The sequence below is a fragment of the Parafrankia soli genome, assembly GCF_001854695.1.
Classification (GTDB): domain Bacteria; phylum Actinomycetota; class Actinomycetes; order Frankiales; family Frankiaceae; genus Parafrankia; species Parafrankia soli.
Genome location: NZ_MAXA01000062.1, coordinates 1 through 5,732, shown reverse-complemented (window position 1 = coordinate 5,732; position 5,732 = coordinate 1). Strand labels below are relative to the sequence as shown.

The 5,732-nt window shown below is 65.7% G+C and carries 5 protein-coding genes; all 5 read left to right on the top strand.

Annotation, left to right across the window (positions count from 1 at the left end; genetic code table 11):
- The coding region (locus BBK14_RS34835; RefSeq protein ID WP_116430017.1) for an SDR family oxidoreductase at nucleotides 1-128 on the top strand (128 nt) is incomplete at its 5' end.
- Nucleotides 129-520: 392 nt separating this feature from the next.
- Nucleotides 521-1,141: a TetR/AcrR family transcriptional regulator gene (locus BBK14_RS07605; RefSeq protein ID WP_071060516.1), complete on the top strand. Its 621-nt coding sequence runs from the start codon at nucleotides 521-523 to the stop codon at nucleotides 1,139-1,141.
- 255 nt (nucleotides 1,142-1,396) lie between these two features.
- Complete coding sequence (locus BBK14_RS07600) at nucleotides 1,397-2,842, top strand: aldehyde dehydrogenase family protein (RefSeq protein WP_241831268.1); 1,446 nt, start codon at nucleotides 1,397-1,399, stop codon at nucleotides 2,840-2,842.
- Between the two features lie 18 nt (nucleotides 2,843-2,860).
- The gene (locus BBK14_RS07595; RefSeq protein ID WP_071060511.1) at nucleotides 2,861-4,129 is read left to right on the top strand and encodes an acyl-CoA dehydrogenase family protein; all 1,269 of its coding nucleotides are present in this window, start codon (nucleotides 2,861-2,863) and stop codon (nucleotides 4,127-4,129) included.
- A gap of 178 nt (nucleotides 4,130-4,307) precedes the next feature.
- Entirely contained in the window at nucleotides 4,308-5,525 is a 1,218-nt protein-coding gene (locus BBK14_RS07590) for a CaiB/BaiF CoA transferase family protein (protein WP_071060509.1), read from the top strand.
- Nucleotides 5,526-5,732: the final 207 nt, after the last annotated feature.

Genomic DNA, 5,732 nt, shown 5'->3' with positions numbered 1-5,732 from the left:
CCTCGGGCCGCCTCGGGGAACCCGACGAGATCGGCAACGCCGTCCTGTTCTTCGCCTCCGACGCCGCCAGCTTCTGCTCCGGCCAAACCCTCTACATCCACGGCGGCCCTGGCCCGGCTGGGGTCTGATGCCTTCGCGTATCCGTGACCCATGCCAGATCGGTGCGACGCGTCTGAGAAGGAAGCCGTCCCGTGAAGAAGCGGTCTGGCCTCCAAGGGCGGCACGCAGGAGTTCATCGCCGGCGCGACGTCAGCGAAGCCGTGGGTGTGCAGGTCCAGCGAGAACTGGGACTGGTCCGACCCGGTCCCGGCCAACTTCTCGCTCGACCTCTGCTGGCCCGACACCCCAGGTCCGTCCCGGAGCCGGTTCAGCCATCTTCGGAGGACCTGGCCTGCTGTCGCCGATGACCCGGTTCTGGTAAAGAGGCACCAGGAGTTTGACGACCACGGACAGTCGAKGTCAGCGCCGGGCGGCACGCGCCGGGTGCGCCACCCTGTGACACTGCTCTGAAAGGCCCCAGATGACGACACCCCGCCGGGTTGGCGCGGAAACATCGAAGACACGCGCGGCGTTGTTGGACAGTGCCGAGAGGCTCATGCTCAGCGAGGGGTACGCGGCAGTGACCTACCGTGGGGTGGCGTCCCGGGCCGGAGTGACGTCCGGATTGGTCCAGTACTATTTTCCGACACTGGACGATCTTTTTCTCGCCCTGGTGCGGCGTCGGACAGAACAGACCTTGGGGGTGTTGGTCGAGGCGCTCCGGACGGATCACCCCCTGCGGGCACTCTGGGAGTTTTCGAACAACTGGACCGCCGGCGCTCTGATAGCGGAACTCACGGCCCTGGCGAACCACCGCAAGAAAATCCGGGCCGAGATCGCCGCCGTCGGCGAGAAGGTTCGTGAGTTGACACTTGAGGCGCTATCGAGGTCGTCGAACGATTACACGGTTCCCCTGGGCAGAGTTCCGGCCGAGGTACTCGTCTTTTTGGTGACCAGCAGCCCGCGGATGGTCATCATGGAACAGTCGGTCGGCATGTCGACGTCTCACGCGGAGACGATCGACTTTGTTGAGCGCTACCTGGACAAGGTCGAACCCCGGACGGCGCCCGAGACTGCGGCTAGCCGGGAATCGGACACGTAATCGTGTGACGCCTCGCGGGCGTCTGATGCAAATTTTTCGGCGTCCTGCTGCCTGAATCCAGCGTTTCCCCTGGCACCGCTCTGATCGCCGTGGAGGGGTAGCAGGGATAGGGCATCGCCTGTGCGTCGCGGCCTCTCCCCCCGCATGCATGTTATGCCCGGCGTATTTTATCGACCTTTCAATGTTCGCTATACACTCATAAAGCATATGGAGGGGATCTTTGTGAACAGAGCAGTCGTCACCTCCGAGTCGAGGATGCTCGTCGATGGTGAGCTCATCGAGGCTGACTCAGGCAAGACCTTCGACAACATCAACCCGGCGACGGAGGAAGTGCTGGGCCAAGTCGCCGACGCATCGAAGGCGGAGATGCGCCGAGCGATCTCGGCCGCCCGGCGGGCATTCGACGAGTCCGATTGGTCGACTAACCACGCGTTACGGAAGCGTTGCCTGGAGCAGCTGCAGGTAGCGCTGGAGACGGAGCGTGAGGAACTGCGCGAGGAGCTGATCCTCGAGGTCGGCTGCCCACGAATGATCACCGCTGGGCCGCAGCTGGACCTCCCGCTTGGGGAGGCGCTGAGCTATCCGACCACGTTGATCGACGAGTTTCCCTGGGTCGTCGACCTTCCGGAGGCGACTGGAATGTCCGGTCAGCCCAACCGGCGGCAGATCCAGAAGGAGGCGGTCGGGGTCGTCGGCGCGATTGTGCCGTGGAACTTCCCGTTCGAGGTGAGCTTGCACAAGCTCGGCCAGGCGCTGGCCACAGGTAACACGGTGGTGCTCAAACCTGCGCCCGATACTCCCTGGAACGCGACCCGCATCGGCCGTCTTGTCGCGGAGCGCACCAACATCCCGCCGGGCGTCGTCAACGTCGTGACATCCTCGGATCATCTGGTCGGCGAGGAGCTGACTCTGTCCCAGCAGGTCGACATGATCTCGTTTACGGGCTCGACCGCGGTCGGCCAGCGGATCATGGAGAAGGGCGCGGCAACGCTCAAGCGGGTCTTCCTGGAACTGGKCGGCAAATCAGCGACCATCGTGCTCGACGACGCAGACTTGACGGCGGCGACGATGATGGGACTCAGCGCCTGCTTCCACGCGGGTCAGGGCTGCGCTATCCAATCCCGTATGCTTCTGCCGCGGTCGCGCTATGACGAGGGCGTCGAGCTGCTAAAGAACCTCTTCGCCGCGGTCCCCTACGGTGAGCCCGATCGGCCAGAAGTGATCATGGGACCCCTTGTCTCGCGCCGACAGCGGGAACGCGTGCTCGGCTACATCGACAAGGGTGTCCAAGAGGGCGCCACACTCGCTGTAGGCGGTGGACGTCCGGCGCACCTGCCGAAGGGCTGGTATGTCGAACCCACGTTGTTCACCGACGTCGACAACTCGATGACCATCGCCCAAGAAGAGATCTTCGGGCCGGTGCTCGTGGTGATCCCCTTCGATGATGACGATGACGCCGTCCGGATCGCCAACGACAGCAGATACGGGCTCAGCGGCGGAGTCTTCTCCGGATCACTGGAACGGTCGCTCGCCCTCGCTGGCCGTATCCGCACCGGCGGAATGAGCGTCAATGGAGGGGAACCCTTCGGCGCCGACCTGCCGTTCGGCGGCTACAAGCACAGCGGCCTCGGGCGGCAGAACGGGATCGCGGGATTCGAGCAGTATCTGGAGACGAAGGCACTGGCCTGGCCACTGCCCTGAATCGTGCGAGGAGTAGGCATGACGAACGACGACGTCGAGACCATCGACAGCTTCCGGCTCCGAGCCCGAGCATGGATCCGGGCCAACCTGCCTCCCGTCGGGCCGAACCAGATGGCCGGCCTAGCCGCCAATGTGATCGGCGACGGGGAAGCGTTAGCCGTGGTGGCTCGGGAACGACAGATTCAGCGGATGCTGTTCGACGCTGGATTCGCGGGGATCTGCTTCCCACGTGAATACGGCGGGCAAGGTTTGACCCCGGCCCACCAGCGGGCCTTCAACGAGGAGATCGCCGGGTACGAGTTCCCGATCGAGATCCAGGCGCCGACGTTCGCGCCGTGCGCGGCGGTGCTGCTCGAGTTCGGCACCGAGGAGCAGAAGCAGCGGCACCTGCCCGCCATCCTCAAGGGCGAGGAAATCTGGATGCAACTGCTGTCCGAGCCCAGCGGCGGGTCGGACGTCGCCTCCGCGCTCACCAGCGCCGTGCGGGACGGCGACGACTGGATCATGAACGGATCCAAGATCTGGACGAGCGGCGCCTGGCTGGCGGACTGGGCGCTGTGCCTGGCCCGCACCAACTGGGACGTGCCCAAGCACCGCGGGCTGACTGTGTTCCTCCTCCCGCTACGCGGCGAGGGCGTCCAGGTTCAACGCATCGAAATGATCAATGGCAACCGGGAGTTCTGCCAGGAGTTCCTCACCGACGTCCGGGTGCCCGACACCGACCGGATCGGCGCGGTCGACGGCGGCTGGACGGTGGGCACCCGCTGGATGTTCCACGAACGAATGCTGTACAACTCGCCGTACGTCACGGTTCCGGCCGGCTGGAGCCAGACCGGCGTGGACGCCGCGCTCCTTGTCGACGTCGCCCGGGACGCCGGGCGGCTTCCCGACCCCGGGGCGCGTGACCTCATCGGTGAGGGTCGCATGCTTGAGGTTGTCGAGCACGCGCTGCAGCAGCGGATCGCCGGGGGCATGACGATCGGGCGGATGCCCGACCAGGCCGCGGCCATCGGACGGCTTTTCCACGGGGTCGCGATGGCCCGGATGATGACGATCGCTTTCGATCTCGCGGGTGGCGCCGGGGTGGCCTGGACGGCGGAGGACGGCGCGGTGGCGGGCCGCGGCGTCGATTTCCTCGTGCGGCAGACCGCCTGTATCGGCGGCGGCACCACCGAGATGGCCCGCAACGTCATCAGCGAGCGTGTGCTCGGCATGCCACGCGAACCCTCCCTCGATCGTGACCGCGCCTTCCGTGATATTCCCCGCGGACCGTCCAACCGCTCATGACCCATCATCGGCGGCCGCGTTCCAACGGATCCCACGGTGACACATGCTCCGCCCACCCCCCGCAGGTGACGGCAGCTCCGCCGACCAGACCTACGCAGTCGACTAGAAGCAAGACTATTCATTACCGCAATCAGTCAGAACAGTTCCCGGCCGCCCAGACGCATGTTTGGAGAATCGCATGACCATGGTGATGCAGGGTATTCGTGTCCTGGAGGTCGCCGAGCACACGTTTGTCCCGGCGGCCTCGGCACTGCTGGCGGACTGGGGTGCCGATGTCCTCAAGATCGAACACGTGGAGCGCGGCGATGCGATGCGGGCGCTAGCCTCCACCGGAGTCGCGGTGGTGCCCACGGACGTACACGCGCTGCTGGAGCATTCCAATCGAGGGAAACGCAGCCTGGGTCTGGACCTGACGTCACCGGATGGGCTGGACATCCTCTACAAGCTCGCAGCGACGGCCGACGTCTTTCTGACAAACAAGTTACCGCGGGTGCGGAAGAAGCTAAAAATCGGCGTGGAGGAGATACGCGGGCACAACCCGCGAATCGTCTACGTACGAGGCACCGGGCAGGGCGAGCGGGGGCCGGATGCGGACAGGGGCTCGTACGACTCTCTCGCGTTTTGGGCCCGCGCCGGAACCGCGATGGGGATCATGCAGCCGGAGTACGGGCACGTGCCGGTTCCTCCGGCGCCGGGGTTCGGTGACTCGCTCGGCGCCATGACCATCGCCGGCGGCATCATGGGTGCGCTGCTCCACCGGGAGCGGACCGGCGAGGCCACCGTGGTGGACGTGTCGCTGCTGGGCACCGGCATGTGGGCGATGGGCCAGGCGTTCGCCCTGTCGATGCTGCTGGGCATCCCGTGGACGCCGCCACCGGTAGACGCGCCGAGGGCCAACCCGTTGGTGGCCAACTACCTGACCAAGGACGGCCAGTGGCTGGCGTTCTGCTGCTTGCAAGCCGGCTACTACTGGCCGCCTCTGTGCAAGGTCATCGACCGGCCGCAACTCGCCGACGACCCCCGGTTCGCCAACCACGCCGCTCTGACGACCAACAGTGGTGAGGCGATGCGCATCCTTCAAGAAGCATTCGCCGAGCGGACCGTCGACGAGTGGCGACAGCGGCTGGCCACCTTCGTCGGCCAGTGGACCGTGGTCCAAGACACCCTGGCGGCCGCCGCCGACCCGCAGACGGTCGCTAACGGTTACATCCAGGACTGCCAGACCGCCGCTGGCGTCCCGTTCCAGCTCGTCGCCGCGCCCGTGCAGTACGACGAGAAGCCCGCTGTCCCGGGACGGGCGCCGCGTTTCAACGAGCACGCTGACGAGATTCTCGCCAACCTGGGTCTAGACGAGACCGCGGTCCTGGACCTGAAGATCCGCGGCGTTGTTGCCTGACTGACACGGTCCGTCAGCATGGCGCGCTTCAGGCGGTAGCTCGTCGAGGACCCGTGGGTCGACGGGTGCCGTATCCGCAATGACCTTGACCGGCCGGCGGGCGCCGGCCGGTCAAGGTGGTCACCTCTCAGTCCGGGATCGCCTGTACTCCGCACGTTCGTGCGGTGTCCTGAACGTGTGACTCTTTGATCTTGTGGTGTGTTGATC